Raw genomic sequence first — 17,818 nt, forward strand, 5'->3', positions numbered from 1 at the left:
TGTTGAAATGTCTGATAAAGAATCGCTAATAGAAAATATTGTAGAATTGACAAACAAAGGAAATTTTTCATTACAAAAATTCGATTTTGATGAAAAGAATTTTGGTAACTTTTGTATTGCGCTTACCTGTAATAAGCAAGTCAATATCCGCTTTATTAGAGATAGAGGGACTGTCTGGTGCGAAGCAGGTCGAGATGGCGAATGGTATTTAATCGAAGATGTATTTAGATTAATCGGAACAGAATTCATTTCTGAAAAAAGTGAAACTATTGAATTTTTGAGTTACATGTCAGGAATACTTATGAAAAACATCTCTAAAGTTATGGATGTATTTGATGCTAACAACATAGCCGATACACATGTAAAAATCAAAAAGATAGCAACTGAAAGAGCCTTAGAAATGTTTAAAACTGAGTAAAGTGCATACGCTTGTGCACTTGTAAAATGGCTTGAAATGGTACTTTTGAGCATCATCCACCATCAACCAAACACACAAAGGACAATTTGAATCAAACACCCGTTGGCAGTACTGACGGGTGTTTTCTCTCTCTTGCAAACTACAGAACAAAATTGTATAATTATTACAGTGGGGATTCTTATACAAGCAGTGAGACTTCTTCAAGTAATAATTTGTCTTCGGGAATTGATTACGGTCAAGCTAAGGCACAACGCAAGGCAGAGGAAGCACAAAGACGTCAAGCTGAGATTGAGAAGCAAAAGAGATACGTTAACTTTAAAGCTTGTACATCCTTAATAAATCCAGAAAAGTATGCACAGGAATATAAAGAACTGCTACAAAAAGAAAGCAAAGAATATAATGAGTATATCAATCAATTTCCATCACTTAATTGGCTGACTGCGGATGAACAATTATTATTTCAACACAGTGACTTTTTAGAATCGTTTACTGAACAAGAAAAGATAAAATTGATTGTATTGGGTAGAGAACGATCCATAACGATGGATGATATTAAGAAACTATATATCGATGAAGACTTAACCAATAAAGGGGTTATGGATTTCTTTAATACATCACTTAGAGCGAATAGATTTGGTATGACAACTACTGATTTGGATACTCATTTTCAGCAAGGGAAAAAAACAGAACGAAGCGCGCTACTGGATTTTGCAGGGATGTATGCAGCGGCGGGTTGGGTAGCCAACTATAATGCAAGTGGTTCCAATTTCAGTAATGTTCCGGAGGGACAATTTAAAGGTTTCAATTTAGATAAGCCGAAAGTTAATAATAGTGCGAGCGAAACTGTTGATGGTGGGAGCACACTAGGTAAAGGATTTGATAGTTTCAATGATGCCAAAAAATTCTTGGGATCACCTGGAGAAGGTAATCAATGGCACCATATAGTTGAACAATCACAAATACAAAAATCAGGATTTAGCAATCAATTAATTCAGAACACCGATAATCTTATAGCTGTTGATAAAGCAACACATGCAAAAATAAGTGGATACTATAATACCAAGAGCTTTGACTTTACTGGCGGACTGAGTGTAAGAGATTGGTTAGCAGGTCAGAGCTATGAAAAACAATATGAGTTTGGGATGAATGTCCTAAAACAATTTGGGGTGATTAAGTGATAAAACAAAAAAACAAAGATGCTGTAATTGATCAGTACATTTCCAGTTGCCACATTATGTATGAAGCAACTTTGTCTGGTGACTATAAGAAAAATAATGCTGAAGGGAAACAAATTGTTAAAACCTTCAAGTTACTAGAGAAAGATTTACAGTTTGCCGAAGAGTGTTTAGTGACACTCCTTGAAAATGACAATGTTGTTGTTAAAACCAAAGCAGCAGCTCATTGTCTGGCATTGAATATCAGAATCAATGAGGCAGAAAGAATTTTAGAACTCGCTGCTACGGATGAGAAAAATGGGATCTTGGGGTTCAATGCACAAATGACTTTAAATGTATGGAGAGAGCAAGGTTATTTAAAAGTATACCAAAAGTAAAAGCTGTTTTGACCACCCAAAGAGAGATATGAAAACGCCTTGTAATGGCGGTTGTCGAGTAGTAATTGGATGCAGATTCCCTTTTAGAATGCAGTCTAAGCCTTACAAGTGACCACTTTTCAAACAGAATGCTTGATATCATAACTTCCGAAAAACCGCTATGCTAAAATATGGATAATTGTTGTGCTACAATACACTTGTGCAAGATCATATTCTTCAGTGAGGCTTTTCTTCGTACGTCCTTCTTCCAGATAGAGGCGCAAAACTTTTTCTTTGAACTCTGGCTTATACTTATTATATCAGGTCAATACCTTGACTATTTATCTATAAGTTTTTATAATAATGAGTAATAAGAGTTTTTACAAGTCTGTTGCAAAGGAGAAAAAATATGGACTCTAATATATTAAATAAGCTTTCTGCTATTACTACAGAAGAAGAAAAATTATTACAAGGCGAAAATTTAAATATGCAAATATACATGTCTAAAAAAAACAGAGTGATAGATAGTTCAAAAATACTCGAAAAAGGTAAGCTTATTAATATTCGTGCTCATACTCGCTTTACTGATTTTCCAACGCATAGACATAATTATATAGAAATGATGTATATGTGTCAGGGTGAAACGACGCATATAATAAACTATAAAGAAAGTATGACAATTAAAAAAGGTGAAATACTGCTTTTGAATCAACATGCTTACCATTCTATAAAAAAAGCTAATGAAGCTGATATAGCAATTAACTTTATAATATTACCTGAGTTTTTTGATCTTGCTTTTGATATGATAAGTAGTAATAATTTATTAGCAGATTTTCTTATAAATAGCTTGAAAATAGATAATGATGAGGTAAGTTATATACATTTAAAAGTGGCAGATATTTTACCAGTACAAAATACAATTGAAAATTTAGTCTGGAGTATCATTAACCATCAACCTAATAATCGAAATATAAATCAAGTTACAATGGGCTTATTATTTTTACAATTTTTAAATTATACTCAATACATGTCTATACCTGATAAATGTAATTTAAGTCATAGTATAGTAGTAGAAGTATTGCGAGATATTGAGCAAAATTATAAAAATACTTCACTTAGCCAAATTGCACAACGCTTTAATGTATCTGTTGCATATTTAAGTAAGCTTATAAAAGAAAAAACAGGATATACGTATAAGCAATTGTTGCAACAAAAGCGTATTGCAAAAGCGGAAACATTACTTATCAATACAACACTATCAATACAAGAAATTGCTTGTGCTGTAGGCTATGATAATATCAGTTATTTCTATAGTATATTTAAAAATGCTCATAAAAAGAGCCCTAAAACGTATAGATTAGAGTTAAAAGATTAGTTAAATAAGGACATAACTTTTTATAAGTTACGTCCTTATTTTATGTTTTTATCATGATATAATTATATTATTATTTATGATTAAAGGAAGATGTAGGGTGCAGTATTATTTAGCAGTTGATATAGGGGCGTCTAGTGGAAGGCATGTTATTGGTTACGTTAATAATGGAAAAATAAATTTAATCGAAGTATATCGTTTTGAAAATAAAATTATTAATAAAGGCACACATTTAGTTTGGGATTTAGATAATCTCTTTAAAAATATTCTTATTGGAATGAAAAAATGTAAAGGAATAGGGAAAGTACCAACTACAATAGGAATTGACACATGGGGCGTTGATTTTGTATTACTTGATGATAACAATAAGATTGTGGGCGATAGTGTTGCATATCGTGATAGTAGAACTAAAAGCATGGATAAAATTGTAAATAAATTTATAAGTAATGATATGCTATATAAAAAAACAGGAATTCAAAAACAATTGTTTAACACAATATACCAGCTTATGGCAATGAAGCAAAACAATCCAGAGCTTTTAAATAAAGCAGAAAGCTTTTTAATGATACCTGACTATTTTAATTTTCTTCTGACTGGAGTAAAGAAAAACGAATATACGAATGCAACAACAACAAACCTTGTAAATGTATCTACAAAAGAATGGGATATTCCTTTAATTAAAATATTAGATTATCCTGAAAAATTATTTCAAAATAAACTTTCTGCACCTTTGGATACTGTCGGTATGCTACTTAGTGAAATTCAAGAAATTGTAGGATATAACTGTACGGTTATACTTCCACCAACTCATGATACAGGCAGTGCTTATATGGCAGTTCCATCAACAGATGATGATTCAGTATATCTAAGTAGTGGAACATGGAGTTTGTTGGGCGTGGAAAATAAAAAACCTATAACGACAAATGATAGTATAAATGCTAACTTTACTAATGAGGGCGGTTATAACTATAACTACCGATTTTTAAAAAACATAATGGGACTTTGGATGATTCAATCAATAAAACGTGATTATGATAATCAATATAGCTTTTCACAACTTGAAGGAATGGCAAGAAAGGAGATCCATTTTAATTCAATTGTTGATGTAAACGATAGTAGCTTTTTATCGCCAACAAACATGATAGAAGCAGTAAAGGCTTATTGCCAAAAAACAAATCAGGCTGTGCCACAAACCCCTGGCGAAGTGGTGCATTGTGTATATATAAGCCTTGCGCTTTGTTATGCAAATGCAATTCAAGAGCTTAGCAATATTACAGGAAAGCAATATACATCAATCAATATAGTCGGAGGAGGAAGCAGAGATAATTACTTGAATGAGCTAACTGCTGCATACGCAAATCTACGTGTATATGCCGGGCCAATTGAAGCAACATCAATAGGAAACTTATTAACACAATTTATATATGCTAATGAATTTGAAAATCTTACAGAAGCTCGTAAGGCAGTGAAAAATAGCTTTTTAATAACTAGATTTGAAGGAGAAAAATAGTATGATAGCACGTTTTGAATATGCTAAAAAACGTTATGCTGAATTGGGTGTTGATGTTGAAAAAGCACTAAATAGCATATCAAATAAAGATATAAGTATACATTGTTGGCAAGGAGACGATGTAGCAGGTTTTGAAAATACAAATAGCAAATTAAGTGGAGGAATACAGGCAACAGGAAATTATATTGGTAAAGCACGAAACTTTGATGAACTAACTGCTGATTTTGATAAGGCAATAAGCCTTATTCCAGGAAAAAAGCGTATTAACCTACATGCGTGCTATGCTGTGTTTGATGATGAATATGTAGACCGAGATAAGCTAATGCCGAAGCACTTTGAAAAATGGGTTAATTACGCTAAGAGTAGAAAAATCGGTATAGATTTTAACCCCACTTTTTTTAGTCACCCTTTAGCAGAAAGTGGATTAACATTAAGTAATTCAGATGATAAAATACGTCATTTTTGGATTGAACACGCTATTGCGTGCAGAAAAATAGCGTCCTATATAGCCATTGAATTAAATGATAAATGTCTATGTAATGTTTGGATTCCTGACGGATATAAGCATATACCGGCAGATCGTTTAGGCCCACGTCTTCGATTAAAAGACAGTCTTGATAAAATCTTTACCGAGAAATTACCTGGTGTAATTGATTGCGTAGAAAGCAAGGTCTTCGGTATAGGAGTTGAGGCATATACTGTTGGAAGCAGTGAATTTTACTTGTCATACGCAGCAAAGCATGACGATGTTTATAATTTATTGGATAATGGGCATTATCATCCAACAGAAATGATAAGCGATAAAATTTCAAGTTTGCTTTCATTTTTCAATTATGTTCCACTACATATAACAAAACCTGTTCGATGGGATTCTGATCATGTGGTGTTACTAGAAGATGAAATCATTGAAATTTGCAAGGAAATAGTAAGAAATAATGCGCTTGATAGAGTTCTTATAGGACTTGATTACTTTGATGCATCAATAAATCGAATTGCCGCATGGGTAATAGGTGCACGTAACGTACAAAAAGCATTACTATTTGCATTGCTACAGCCAAATGAAAAACTGAAAGCTTTACAAGATAGTGGACAATTTAGTGAAATGATGATGCTTCAAGAAGAATTAAAAACTTTACCTTATAATGATATATGGGAAGAATATTGTAAACGTGAAAATGTACCTTCCACACAAGTTTGGTTTGATGAGATAAAAAAGTACGAAATTAAGGTTTTATCAAAGCGCGTATAATTATATTAATTCATAATACTTTTAAAACAAAAAAGGAGATAAAAATAGTGAGTATTTTTGATACTGAAGTAATAAAGGGATTTATACGTATGTGTAATGATGGTTTTGAACAAGGCTGGCATGAACGAAATGGAGGAAATCTTACATACCGAATGAGAACACAAGAAGTTTTGCAATGCAAACCTTATTTTAAAGTTAAAGGCGAATGGACAAAAATGAGCGTAAGTGCTAAAAATCTTGCAGGTGAGCATTTTATTAGCACAGGAAGTGGAAAATTTTTCAGAAATGTTATTTTAGAACCACAAAATAATATATGCATTGTTGAGATTAATTCTGATGGTGACTCCTATCGAATTGTATGGGGACTTGAAAACGGTGGGGTTCCTACAAGTGAGTTTCCTAGTCATTTTATGAACCACACTGTACGTAAAGATGCTACAAACGGTGAGACAAGAGTGATTTATCATGCACATACCACATCCGTAATTGCTCTTACATATATATTGCCGTTAACTGATAAGGTATTTACCCGTACGCTATGGCAAAGTGCAACCGAATGTCCTGTTGTATTTCCAGGGGGTATTGGCGTTGTGGAATGGATGGTACCAGGAAGTACTGAGATAGCTATTGCTACAAGTAAGCTAATGAAGAAATACGATGCTGTAATTTGGGCTCATCATGGGATGTTTGCCTCTGGGCCTGATTTTGACATAACTTTTGGACTTATGCACACAATTGAAAAAGCAGCAGAAATTTATCTCAATGTGTTACAATCAAATAGACCAGTTATACAAACAATTACTGATAATAATCTAAGGGAAATTGCAAAATATTTTGGTGTTAACTTGGCAGAAGAATTTTTAGATAACTAGAAAAGTGTTAAACTTATTTGAAAGAAAGTATATGTATGAATTATCCAACAAATTTTATTAGTGCTACAACGGAATTTTGTGATTTGGAAAAGCATGTTAATGCACCTTATCTCCGTAAATCATTTAATCTTGAAGGTAATACTAAAGATGCTAAGCTTATTATTAGCGGATTGGGATTTTATGATGCTTATATTAACGGGAAGAGAATAAACAAAGGCGAGTTAATGCCTTACATTAGTGCTTCCGATGATATAGTGTTTTTTGATGAATATGATGTTACAAAATATCTGCAAAAGGGCGAAAATGTATTTGGAGCAATTTTAGGAAACGGAATGCATAATTGTTTGGGCGGAGGCGTTTGGGATTTTCAAAAGGCAGCTTGGAGAAGTGCTCCAATGCTTGCTTTAAGATTTGAGATTCAGCTAAAAAATGGACAAAAACATATAATTGAAACCGATGATAGCTTTAAAACAGCGCCTTCTCCAATTACTTTTGATGATTTACGTTGTGGAGAGGATTATGATGCTAATTTAGAACAACTGGGTTGGAATAATATTGGCTTTGATGATAGCAACTGGGAAAATGTTATGATACGTGAAAATCCGAAGGGCGATTACAAAATTTCAAATGTTGAACCTATAACCTTACAAAGAGAATTAAAGCCAATTGATATAAATAAAATATCTGATGGCGTTTATTCTTATAAATTTTATGAAAATGCGGCTGGTGTAGTGCGCTTGAAAATCAGTGGTACAAAAAATCAAAAAGTCACTATGTGTTATACAGAAATGCTTGAAGATGGTGTACCTTCTCTTTCAAATATTACTTTTTCTCATGGACCAAATAGAGTTCAAACCTGTAGTTATACCTTAAAAGGTGATAAAGAAGAAACATATATACCACGCTTTACTTATAATGGATTTCGTTATGTGAAAGTGACAGGAATAACCGACGAACAAGCAACAAAGGATTTATTAACTTATCTTGTTTGGAATACAAATTTAACTGAAATGGGCAACTTTGAATGTTCGGATCAAGTTGCAAATACATTGCAATTAATGACAAGACGCTCTACGTTGGCAAATTTCTTTCATTTTCCTACTGATTGTCCACATAGAGAAAAAAATGGCTGGACAGGTGATGCGGCATTATCCTGTGAACATACGCTTATAAATCTTACTCCTGAAAAATGTTATAGACAATGGCTTGATTGTATTAGAAAAGCGCAAGATAAAAACGGTGCATTTCCTGGAATTGTTCCAACAGGCGGTTGGGGATTTCATTGGGGTAATGGACCGGGATGGGATTCAATTATTACTTATCTTCCATATTTTATGTATAAATATAGGGGAGATATAGAGGTATTACGAGAAAATTCAGACTCAATTCATAGGTATATAGAGTATATGAAAACTAAAATAAATGATGATGGTTTATTTGCATATGGGCTTGCCGATTGGTGTTCACCAAAACGTCCTGCAGAGGATCCAAAAACTCCACTAGAGGTTACTGATTCTATTATTTGTATAGATATTTGTGATAAAGCTTCTTTTATTTTTGAGATAATAGGAGATTTTGAACGTAGGGATAATTCAAAATCTCTAGCAAAAGCTACTAGAAATTCGTTTAGAAAAAAATATGTAAATTCAGATAATATGACAGTGAGTTGTGAAACTCAAACAGCACAAGCAATGGCATTATTTTATAATATATTTACTCAAGATGAAGAAAAGCAAGCCTTTGTCCAATTGTTGAAGTTAATAGATAAAGAAGATAAGCACATAGATTGTGGAATTTTTGGCGCAAGAGTAATATTCCATGTTTTATCAAAATTTGGTTATAGTGATTTAGCTTATTATATGATAACAAGAAAGGAATATCCAAGTTATGGCGCGATGATTGATTATGGGAATACAACACTAGGGGAGTTCTTTGAAAATATAGGTTCATATAATCATCATTTTTATGGTGATATTAGTAATTGGTTTATCACTGATGTTTTGGGTATAAAGCTAAATCCTACATGCAAAAATGCAAATGAAATAATTATAAGTCCTTCATTTATTTTTTCATTGCAATATGCAAAAGGATATCACAATGCTCCAGCTGGAAAGATATCCGTTGAATATAAAAAATCGGTGATGAAATTGAATTGGATATTTCAACACCAAAATTAATGATAGGTAGTGTTAAGTTACCAAAGGGATATATATTTAAAAATGATGGTGCTTTTGAAAAGTTAATTTCTGAGGTGCAAGATAAAACAATAGTTGTTAAAAGATGAATTATATTAAGTAGGAAAGGATTGTTTTTTTAGTATGACACTTAGAGAAAATGTTAATGCAATTTTACATTATAAAAATTACAATAAAATGCCAGTTGTTTCATTTGGATTTTGGAATGAAACAGTAGACAAATGGGCAATTGAGGGACACATTACAGAAAAAGAAGCTTACAGCTATAAAACACAGGGCGATAATTCAGAAGGTGATCGTTCCATAATGAGAAAATTAGGGTTTGATTTCAATTGGAACTCTTGTGTAAGTTCAAATTGTACATTGTCACCTTTATTTGAAATTGAAGTTTTACAAGAATTTCCTGATGGTAGTCGAAATATTCGTAATCCTCAAGGCCTAATATGCAAGGATAAGCCAGGTGTTACAACTATTCCAGCCGAAATTGGAACATCATTAGTAGATAGAAAGTCATGGGAAGAATTATATCTTCCTAGATTTAAGATGTCAGCTAATAGAGTAGATATTAATCGAATAAAAAAGCTTCCAAAATCTAACGAAAGGGAAATACCATTGGGGTTACATTTGGGCTCGTTAATGGGAGAGATGCGAAATATTTTGGGGGTAGAACATTTAAGTTATCTACAAGCTGATGATGAAGAACTTTATATTGAAATTGTCAATACCATGTGTGGCCTTTGCTATGATTGTGCAAAACTTGCATTAGAAACAAATTCCGACTTTGACTATGCTCATTATTGGGAAGATATTTGTTTTAAAAATGGACCATTGGTAATACCTTCTATGTTTGATGAAATTGTAGGTCCTTGGTATAAAAAGATAACTGAACTTGTTAACTCTCATGGAATTGATATAATTTCAGTTGACTGTGATGGTTTGATTGATAGTTTAATACCGATTTGGCTTAAAAACGGTGTAAATACTATGTTCCCAATTGAAGTTGGAACATGGAATGCTTCAATTAAACCTTGGAGAGAAAAATACGGAAATGAAATACGTGGTGTAGGAGGCATGAATAAAACTGTTTTTGCATGTGACAAAGCAGCTGTTGATAAAGAAGTAGCCCGTCTAAAGTCGTTAATATCACTAGGAGGGTATATACCTTGTCCAGACCACAGAATTGCTCCCGATGCAAAATTTGAACTTGTTCAATATTATTGTAATAAAATGCAAAATATATAATTATTATAATTAAGAGTATTTTTGTTTCTTTGAATCCCAAAAATATAACACGAGAAATTAAATTCAATTACATGCTGGGTGTTTATTTCAAAATGGTCTTGTTATAAAGGATTTTAGCAATGCAGTGTTTTTATCCTACTAAAAAAATTCATTGATTAAAAAGATTTATACCATCCAGGTGTTGCCAAATTGTAGTTGCACCCATATTAACACAAATTGGAGCAAATGGAATATAGAAAATGAGAAGGTGAATTATACTTTTATTGTGCCAAGTGGATGTAAAGCAACAATCATTTTAAATTCTGAAACATACAAAGTGGACGAAGGCCGCCATAACTATATATTTGATATGTAATACAGAATTTTCTCTATTATATTATAATCTTTTAGTATTGATCTTGTCTTGTCTATAGAGTGATTTATTTTTTGAAAGAATTATATAAACTAAAAAGAAAAGCATGTATATGATACAACAAGCAAAGTGGATTACTTGTGGCAATCGCAAGTTAAACCAAATTGTACTTATAATTAAAAATTCATAAATATCTACACAGTAAAAGCAATATCTAACTGTGATTCAAATAGTCAAAACTATAAAAGATTATTAAAAGTTTACAGTTTTTTCTATTATAGATAAAATTCATTTAGAATATTTGAAAGGTAAGTATGATATAGTTCCTATCTATATCATACAAGGAATAACTATGAATAATCAAGAAAGACTAAAGGCCTTATTTAATGGTGAAAAAATTGATCGATTACCTGTAATAGAATGGGCATCTTGGTGGGACATAACTACAAATAATTGGAAAAAAGAAGATCCGAGTTGCCCTTTAGACCAACAACAGTTGTTTAATTACTTTGGATTGGATTGTCATTACCAATATTGGGTTAATCTCAATGATGGACACCTACCACAACCAGAATGGCATGGTGCACCACTAATTAACAATGAAACGGATTTCGAATCTATTTTGCCCCATCTGTTTTCTAAACAAAGTATTAAAAATCTGCGTAAATGGTTAATATGCTTAAAATCAAAACACGATAACGGAGAAGCCATTGTATGGTTTAGTTTAGAAGGGTTCTTCTGGTTTCCACGTACTTTATTTGGAATAGAAAACCATCTATATGCATTTTACGATTACCCAGAATTAATGCATGAAATTAATACACGTCTTGTAAAATATTATAAAGAAGTAATTAATACCATTTACGAAATATTAACACCAGATTTTATGAGTTTTGCGGAAGATATGTCTTATAATCACGGACCAATGATTTCAAAAAACTTATATAATGAATTTATGGCACCTTATTATAAACAAATTATTCCGTTGATTAAACAGCATGGCACAAAAGTTCTAATTGATACAGATGGGGATGTTGAGCCTCTCATTCCGTGGTTTAAAGAGGTTGGCATTGATGGCGTTTTACCTCTTGAAAGACAAGCTGGAGTTGATGTTAACAGAATCAGAGAAAAATATCCAGATTGGATTATGATGGGTGGATACGATAAAACAATTATGTGTAAAGGTGAAATCGCAATGCGTGAGGAATTTGAACGAATTTTACCTGCAATGAAATCAGGTAAATATATTCCTTCAGTTGACCATCAAACCCCACCAGATGTTTCTTTAGAAAATTATAAAGAATATGTGAAACTTTTAAAAGAATACGCTATTAAGGCATGTATGTAATATTCCAATTGCGGGCAGATTTACATTTAGAGGATGTATATCGACACTAGGTCCTTTGGCATATGGCACCGCCAAATGAGGTTACAGAGTATTGCAAGAAGACACTTGAAATAATTATGCCACACAGAGGATATCATTTTGCACCAACCCATGCTATTCAGGATGACAGTCCATCTGAAAATATTGTTGCCATGTACCAGGCGACACATACATATGGAGTATATAGATAGATGATATGAGTTATCTTAAATAAGCAACATATAACTTATTACATATAAATAGTATTTTAATTATTAAGTTGCTAGCACTAGATGTTAGCGGGAATAATTTTATATAAACCTGCGTATTTGGAAAGGAAAGAATGTATATGATACAACAAGCAAAGTGGATTACTTGTGGCAGTGATTGTGAAGCACCTGTCATAAAGAAAACAATTGTTCTTGATAACCCACTGTCGGGTGAAATTGACATTACCGGTCTTGGATACTTTGAACTATATATGAATGGTAGACGAGTATCGGATGATTACCTTGTTCCAGCTCTCAGCGATTACCAAAAACGGAGCTTATCAAAGTTAACCTATCCGATTTCAGATACTTTTACTCATAGAATTTATTATATGAATTATGATTTGACCTCATATCTTTGCGATGGAGAAAATGTTTTGGAAATCATGCTGGGAAACGGTTGGTATCGTCAATACGAACGTGTGGCTGAAGGAGAATTATCATTTGGAGATGAACTTAAAGCCCTGTTCTCTGCCACTTTTTTAAGCCATTCCGGTAGTAAGGTTGTTGTAAACTCTGACGGATCTGAAACATATACACCTTCCTTTATAATATATAGTAATATTTTTATTGGTGAAGTGCAGGATGCAAGATTAACAAATGACGAAACAGTAACTTCCCATAAAGTTACTGTTTTACCTGATCCTGATGCGCAACTTATGCTTCAAACTTGCCCTCCAGACAGAATCGTCCGTACAATAGTTCCAAAACTAATTAAGTCAACAGCTTCTTTGAAAATATATGATGCAGGTGAAAATATCAGTGGTTGGGTTCGGGTAAAAGCAACAGGAAAAGAGGGAGATCATATAAAGCTTCGATTTTCAGAAGAAATTGATGAGAACGGAATGCTCGATTTTTCATCAAGCGGAGTAAATCAGATTCAGACAGATACATTTATCTGCAATGGAAAGCCACAAGTTTTTCAGCCGAAATTTGTATTTCACGGATTTCGGTATTTCGATATTTCTGGAAACTCAGATGATCTGCTTGCAGCAGTGGTCAATTCAGATGTATCCATAACATCCGAATTTGATTCGGATAATATTGCGCTGAACTGGCTTTACGATGCCTATATTCGTACACAACTTGCCAATATGCATAGTGGTGTTCCATCGGATTGTCCACATCGTGAACGACTTGGATATACTGGCGATGGACAAATTACTTCTGATAGTGCAATGCTTCTGTTAAACAGCAACACATTTTATGAAAAATGGATTTATGACATTTTGGACTGTCAAGATGTCGTAAGTGGACATATTCAGCATACTGCTCCGTTTATGGGGGGCGGTGGTGGACCCGGCGGATGGGGGTGTGCAGTTGTTGTTGTTCCTTATGTACATTATCGACATTTCGGCGATCGTGACTTACTGAATTATTGTTATTCTTATATGAAAAAATGGGTTAATTATATGATGGACCACAGTGAAAACTATCTTGTAGTGCGTGAGGAGGATAAAGGTTGGTGCCTTGGCGACTGGGCTGCGGTTGATGAAATTTCTATTCCAGAGCCTTTTGTGAACTCCTGCTATTTTATTAAATCGTTATTAATTCTTGTAAAAATTTCGAAAATTCTTGAGAAGCCTGATGATACGAAAAGCTATATTGCATACATAGCGAAAGTAAAAGAAGCCCTTGTTGATAATTATTTTGATGACAATACCGGAAGCTTTTGCCAAGGTGACCAGGGAGCGGATGCCTATGCACTTGATATATGTCTGTTAGACGATAATCGTACAATTTTAAATCTCGTTGCAAAATATGAAGCGTTAGGATATTTTGATACAGGTTTTTTGGGAACCGATATTCTAATTGACGTTTTATTTCGCTATGGGCACGGAACACTTGCCTTTAACTTATTAACAAGCGATAAAATGGGTTCCTACTCATGGATGAAACAACACGGTGCAACAACACTATGGGAATACTTTGATGGGCGTTGCTCTCACAATCACCCAATGTTTGGTGCACCTGTTCGACAGTTGTTCTATAGATTTCTTGGAATCCAACAAATTGAAACATCTGTAGCATTTAAAAATGTTATCATTTCGCCTGTGATTCCAGAAGGACTTAATAGTGCCTGCGGTAAGATAAGCACATTACACGGTGATATTTGTGTATCATGGTATAAAGATGACTGTGATGTAAATTTAGAAGTTAAAATACCCAAAAATGTTAATGCAATATTTAGTTACAAAGGAAAAGATATTGCTTTACATACAGGAATGAATACGGTGATCTTCAAAAAATGAGTAGCAAGTTATCCGAGCTTTGGCGGCAAAAAAGAGAGTGCTTCAATAGGGGCACTCTCTAAATATTTGCAGTGATTCCGTCAAAGGTTGGATAACTATCATTGGACTTAACTGCCGGAAGTTTTGCAATAACTATGGGAAAAGCAACTTTCCTTTTTTACAAAAATCAAGAAAGTCACTATGTTGATAATAGAATATTGCTTTGAAATCTTTCTTTTTTTGCTGTTGTTTTGCTAAAATAAGTACAGCAAAGCTAAGCTCAACCTAAAATTGAACTTTTAAAGACGGCTAAATCTTAGGATATTCAGTTTAGGCGAAAAGAGGAGGGGCAAGTCCTGTACGAACTAAACCATCAAAGCCACAGCTTTTGCAAACAGATGGCTTTCTGCCGAGAATTTTAGTTAAAATTTCTTCTGTGGAAAGTCTTTTGTTTTGTAAAATTGTGTTTGTCATAGTTTTGCATTTGTATAGATTGACCTGTTTCCCACGACTGGAAAGAAAACCAAAATGACGAATTTTCATAAACCCTTGTGGTAACACATGCATTAAAAATCTGCGAATAAACTCAGTAGCAGATAAATTCATTTCTTTCCACTTGTTACAATCAGAGTAATCACGCCATTTAAAGGTTACATTTCCGTCTGCAAGTTTCAAAACTCTGTTGTTCGAAATAGCAACTCGGTGAGTGTATCTACCAAGATATTCAACTACATAAGCAGCAGTTTTAAAAGGTGGTTTGCAGTAAACTACCCATTGTTTGTTGTAGCAGATATTTAAGATATCCTGTGATATATCAAGCTTCAATTTTTAGAAAGTCCGCCCGACGGAACAATACAATGAATATGAGGATGAAAACTGAGGTTTTGCCCCATGTATGAAGTATAGCCGTTAAACCAATATCACCACCAAGATATTTACTATCGTTTGATAATTCCTTTAAAGTTTCAGATACACACCCAAAGAGAAGATTGTAACAATCCTTTTGGTTTGAATAAATTATGCTGTTTAATTCACTTGGCACAGTAAAAACCACATGGAAATATCCAACGTTAAGCAAGTCAGACTTTCTTGCATCAATCCATTTTTCTTTTTTAAGCGTTTGACATTTAGGGCAGTTTCTGTTTTTGCAAGAGTTGTAGGACTGCTCTGTTTCGCCACATTTAGGGCAGGTATCGATATGACCACCAAGTTTTGCGGTACGACAATCTAAAATTGAGTTTGCTGCTTTGTGCTGAACTAAAGATAGTTTGTGATTTTGGCGATATTGATCTATATGATTTTTGAAAACATCTTGAATCTCAACCATTGTTACCACCAATTAATTTATCAAGAGGACTTTGGGTTTTCATAACATCAGTCATTGCAATCCTAAGATAACGCATAGTTGTCCACAAAGTAGCATGGCCCAAAATTCGCTGAATGAAAAAAAACATTTACTCCGTCTTCCATTAGATGTGTAGCGTAGCTGTGCCTTAATGTGTGTATTGTTCCATATGTTTTAATTTTGGCTTTTTTATGATACTTTTTGAAAGCATCTTGCACTGCCCTTTCTGAAATATAGTTATCAGCGACTTTTTTGCGTAAATTATTATTTAAGAATAACCATCCGTCAGGGTGACTTGGTTGGTATTCTTTGAAATATCTGCGAAGCACCTCAAGGCTTGCTTTAGCCATAGGCACCCACCTATCCCTTTGACCTTTACCTTGATATACAAAAAGCCGCATATTTTCACTATCGATATCTTTAATTCTTAGTTTTCTGACTTCGGATAATCTGAGTCCAGAGCCATAAGTTAGTGAAAAAATAGCTTTATATTTTATATTATCAATCACCGATAAAAACGCTACTATTTCGTCTCGTGTAAAAGCTGTTGGCACCTTTATTGGGTCTTTTTTTCGTGGTAATCTTTTGTAGTTTAAGTTTTGTTCTAATGTTACCTCAAACAAAAATCTAAGTGCAGAGTTGTAGCCATTTATGCTTGCAGGCATTAAATCACCTTTATTAGTGAGATACTCAAGAAATATTCTGATTTCCTTTTCTCCCATTTCATCTGCCGGCTTTCCAAAGTGTCGCATAAATACTCCGCTTCGTGTGCAATACTCCTTTACAGTATCCTCACTTAGACCTCTCAACCTGATATCCATTGTTAACTTTTCTAAAATTTCTTCCTGTGTCATAAAAAAATCTCCTTGATTTGTATTTGTACAACTGTACATTTACATTCTAAAGGAGATGTAGTAGAATTAAAAGAAAACCACCGCCAAAAGGCATCTGTCAAGTAAAAGTAGACACAGACAATAACCACCACTATGCAAACCCTTGTTCAATGCGATATTGAACAGGGGTTTTGATAGTTTAAATTGTAAGATAATCTTTCCGTGTTAAAATATTTTACATAGTTGTCGATAAAGGATGGGACGTGTTGTGTTTCTTTTAAATTACTGTTTGAACCAATAGCTTATTACAAATTCGAGGGTGTAATGATTGCAACCACTGCAACTGAGGCGGCCATGTATGATGAAAAGCTCAGTGGATTGTGGTGAAAGCGAATGGCTTCTTTATCTCACAAAAACCTACCTTTTACAATGTTTTTGGAAGTATCTGATTTAGGATATCCTGCATGGAATGGCAGTACAATCAAAGCGGCATCCAATGCGGATATTAAATTTTCGCTTGGGCTTGGGATTGTGCATTTTACAGAAAAGCCGGAACCACCTGTTGTTTCAACAGATGACTATGAATACTGAGTAAACACAGAGATCATCACCTCAGTTATGATCAGCGTCGGGCAGTCTGATCCTGACAATCCGACTCGTGTCAGTTTTCATATTAACGGTAAAACCTATAATGTAGGCAATATATATTATTCCGAAGGTGACGGTCAGCTTGCGTGGGTAAAATAGACTACTCCCGATACAGAATAGAATATGAACATAGATGTAACTGTCAAAGGTCCAGGAGGAGCTGATAAAACCACCATTCATTGCAAAATTATTGACCTTGATAAAAATCCACCGCCAAACCCTGTCGCTGATGATAGAAATGATGACTTTTCATTATAACCTATTCCACAAAGAGCAGAAAAAACAAGGGTAGAATGGACTGTTTGGGATCCATGGTGGCATGAATATTGGTTATGGCATAGTACAGGTGAAAATAGTGGGTACTGGTGCGACCACGGAATGATTT

The 17,818-nt window shown here is 33.8% G+C and carries 13 protein-coding genes and 2 pseudogenes; 13 read left to right on the plus strand and 2 right to left on the minus strand.

Going from position 1 to position 17,818, the window contains the following annotated elements:
• Positions 1–7 precede the first annotated feature (7 nt).
• The 12 genes from RBG61_RS00500 (at position 8) to RBG61_RS00555 (ending at position 14,628) form a co-directional block, all read left to right on the plus strand.
• The gene (locus RBG61_RS00500) at positions 8–418 is read left to right on the plus strand and encodes a hypothetical protein (protein ID WP_307944627.1); all 411 of its coding nucleotides are present in this window, start codon (positions 8–10) and stop codon (positions 416–418) included.
• Between the two features lie 86 nt (positions 419–504).
• A complete protein-coding gene (locus RBG61_RS00505) occupies positions 505–1,596 on the plus strand; it encodes a hypothetical protein (RefSeq protein ID WP_307944629.1) in 1,092 nt (363 codons plus the stop codon).
• Complete coding sequence (locus tag RBG61_RS00510) at positions 1,593–1,970, plus strand: hypothetical protein (RefSeq protein ID WP_307944630.1); 378 nt, start codon at positions 1,593–1,595, stop codon at positions 1,968–1,970. Before RBG61_RS00505 ends, RBG61_RS00510 begins: the two co-directional genes overlap by 4 nt.
• A 388-nt stretch (positions 1,971–2,358) precedes the next feature.
• Positions 2,359–3,324, plus strand: a complete 966-nt coding sequence (locus RBG61_RS00515) for an AraC family transcriptional regulator (RefSeq protein WP_307944632.1) — start codon at positions 2,359–2,361, stop codon at positions 3,322–3,324.
• Positions 3,325–3,421: 97 nt separating this feature from the next.
• Positions 3,422–4,831 (plus strand): rhamnulokinase, encoded by a 1,410-nt coding sequence (gene rhaB / locus RBG61_RS00520; protein WP_307944633.1) that lies wholly within the window; start codon positions 3,422–3,424, stop codon positions 4,829–4,831.
• A gap of 1 nt (position 4,832) precedes the next feature.
• Positions 4,833–6,080, plus strand: a complete 1,248-nt coding sequence (locus RBG61_RS00525) for an L-rhamnose isomerase (protein WP_307944634.1) — start codon at positions 4,833–4,835, stop codon at positions 6,078–6,080.
• A gap of 47 nt (positions 6,081–6,127) precedes the next feature.
• Entirely contained in the window at positions 6,128–6,952 is an 825-nt protein-coding gene (gene rhaD, locus RBG61_RS00530; protein ID WP_307944635.1) for a rhamnulose-1-phosphate aldolase, read from the plus strand.
• Between the two features lie 35 nt (positions 6,953–6,987).
• A complete protein-coding gene (locus RBG61_RS00535) occupies positions 6,988–9,129 on the plus strand; it encodes a family 78 glycoside hydrolase catalytic domain (RefSeq protein WP_307944637.1) in 2,142 nt (713 codons plus the stop codon).
• A 141-nt stretch (positions 9,130–9,270) separates the two neighbouring features.
• Entirely contained in the window at positions 9,271–10,389 is a 1,119-nt protein-coding gene (locus RBG61_RS00540) for a hypothetical protein (RefSeq protein ID WP_307944638.1), read from the plus strand.
• A gap of 704 nt (positions 10,390–11,093) precedes the next feature.
• The gene (locus RBG61_RS00545; RefSeq protein WP_307944639.1) at positions 11,094–12,089 is read left to right on the plus strand and encodes a uroporphyrinogen decarboxylase family protein; all 996 of its coding nucleotides are present in this window, start codon (positions 11,094–11,096) and stop codon (positions 12,087–12,089) included.
• Between the two features lie 62 nt (positions 12,090–12,151).
• Positions 12,152–12,319, plus strand: coding sequence for a hypothetical protein (locus RBG61_RS00550; protein WP_307944641.1), 168 nt, complete (start codon positions 12,152–12,154; stop codon positions 12,317–12,319).
• 137 nt (positions 12,320–12,456) lie between these two features.
• Positions 12,457–14,628, plus strand: coding sequence for an alpha-L-rhamnosidase (locus RBG61_RS00555; RefSeq protein ID WP_307944642.1), 2,172 nt, complete (start codon positions 12,457–12,459; stop codon positions 14,626–14,628).
• Between the two features lie 309 nt (positions 14,629–14,937).
• Here RBG61_RS00555 and RBG61_RS14045 read toward each other — a convergent pair.
• Positions 14,938–15,934, minus strand: a pseudogene (locus RBG61_RS14045) (IS91 family transposase).
• 62 nt (positions 15,935–15,996) lie between these two features.
• Positions 15,997–16,806, minus strand: a complete 810-nt coding sequence (locus RBG61_RS00570) for a tyrosine-type recombinase/integrase (RefSeq protein WP_307944644.1) — start codon at positions 16,804–16,806, stop codon at positions 15,997–15,999.
• Between the two features lie 255 nt (positions 16,807–17,061).
• On the opposite strand from RBG61_RS00570, the pseudogene RBG61_RS00575 reads away from it, so the two are divergent.
• Positions 17,062–17,811: pseudogene (locus RBG61_RS00575) on the plus strand (hypothetical protein); the annotation flags it as partial.
• Positions 17,812–17,818: the final 7 nt, after the last annotated feature.

The organism is Paludicola sp. MB14-C6, assembly GCF_030908625.1.
Lineage (GTDB): Bacteria > Bacillota > Clostridia > Oscillospirales > Ruminococcaceae > Paludihabitans.

Coding starts and splice junctions, on each gene's coding strand:
- RBG61_RS00550 (WP_307944641.1), top strand. CDS start 12,152: ATGGCACCGCCAAATGAGGTTACAGAGTATTGCAAGAAGACACTTGAA.
- RBG61_RS00570 (WP_307944644.1), bottom strand. CDS start 16,806: ATGACACAGGAAGAAATTTTAGAAAAGTTAACAATGGATATCAGGTTG.
- RBG61_RS00540 (WP_307944638.1), top strand. CDS start 9,271: ATGACACTTAGAGAAAATGTTAATGCAATTTTACATTATAAAAATTAC.
- RBG61_RS00545 (WP_307944639.1), top strand. CDS start 11,094: ATGAATAATCAAGAAAGACTAAAGGCCTTATTTAATGGTGAAAAAATT.
- RBG61_RS00525 (WP_307944634.1), top strand. CDS start 4,833: ATGATAGCACGTTTTGAATATGCTAAAAAACGTTATGCTGAATTGGGT.
- RBG61_RS00515 (WP_307944632.1), top strand. CDS start 2,359: ATGGACTCTAATATATTAAATAAGCTTTCTGCTATTACTACAGAAGAA.
- RBG61_RS00500 (WP_307944627.1), top strand. CDS start 8: ATGTCTGATAAAGAATCGCTAATAGAAAATATTGTAGAATTGACAAAC.
- RBG61_RS00535 (WP_307944637.1), top strand. CDS start 6,988: ATGAATTATCCAACAAATTTTATTAGTGCTACAACGGAATTTTGTGAT.
- RBG61_RS00555 (WP_307944642.1), top strand. CDS start 12,457: ATGATACAACAAGCAAAGTGGATTACTTGTGGCAGTGATTGTGAAGCA.